This window comes from Acidithiobacillus sp. TH-A36 (assembly GCF_057473445.1).
Genome location: NZ_JBYCKP010000516.1, coordinates 1 through 1,063 on the forward strand (window position 1 = coordinate 1; position 1,063 = coordinate 1,063).

Sequence of the window (1,063 nt, forward strand, 5' to 3'; positions counted from 1 at the left end):
TTCCCCAGGATGAGCAGGCCATGAACGAAGTTGTTTATGACGCGCCAACCGAAGCTGATAAAAGGGTCAGAATTGGAGTCCCCTCCGGCAGAGATTAACGCCGCAATGCGAGAGGCGAGACCCGTAGCCCGATTCCAGGACCCCATCACATCTATGGCACAAGAGTCTTCTGGATGGGCGGGATGGAAATAGGCAAAACGTTCTGGCGTCCCAATGCGTCCACAGGCTTTTTGCGCATTTTCCTTGAGCTCTTTGTCGCCTTTGGGATCGATGATAATGACGGGCTCATCCCGTTCGATGGCCTGACTGATGAGCAGATCGTAAAGACGGGTTTTGCCGGCGCGCGTGGTACCGAGAATCAAGGTTTGACCTTTCAGGGCATCCAGAGGCAGAAAGATGTCTCTTTCCTGACCCAGCGCGTGTATCCAGGCTTTCCCCAGAAATTCGCCTTGATCGTCGGTCTCATAGGCTTTGAGCGGTTCAATCAGCGGGGCGCCGGGTCCCAATAAGTAATACATGCTTTCGGCGGCTTTTTTATTCCAGCGAAAACCGCGCCCGTACCAGACCGCTTGATGCTCGCGGGCGTACTGATAGACCGTATTGGCGCTTTCACGGTCCATGAACCAGAGACCGCCGTTTTGCCGGATATTGAGCAGTTTTTGACGATAGACCTGACCGATTTTATAGCGATTCCAGGAGAAATAACCCGCAACGCCCGCGCTGATGAATAGGGGCGATAAAGGAATCCCTGTCAGCAAACCCAGGGATAGACCACTCAGGCCGGCCGCCGCCCAGGCCGCCGACGCATGCAGTTCATAGGCCGGACGGAAAGGGATTTCGTAAGGAGCGACCTTGGATTGATATTGTGTTTTACGCTGCAGTAGGGCCATGACCTGGTTTCCTCTTAGCTGGGTATATCACTATCCAGACGCAACAACAGACCACCGCCCTCAGAGCCGCCCGGTCCAATGGTGCAGTCCCGCAAAAAGCGTTCTGGACAGGGATCATCCGGGAATTGTCTGGACAGGGTTTCCACGACCCATTCCAGGGGGATAAACCAGTA

At 54.6% G+C, this 1,063-nt stretch carries 1 protein-coding gene; it reads right to left on the minus strand.

The features are described 5' to 3' along the window. On the minus strand, positions 1–890 hold an 890-nt coding region (locus AC2VLY_RS13045; protein ID WP_486922425.1), incomplete at its 3' end, for a P-loop NTPase family protein. Positions 891–1,063: the final 173 nt, after the last annotated feature.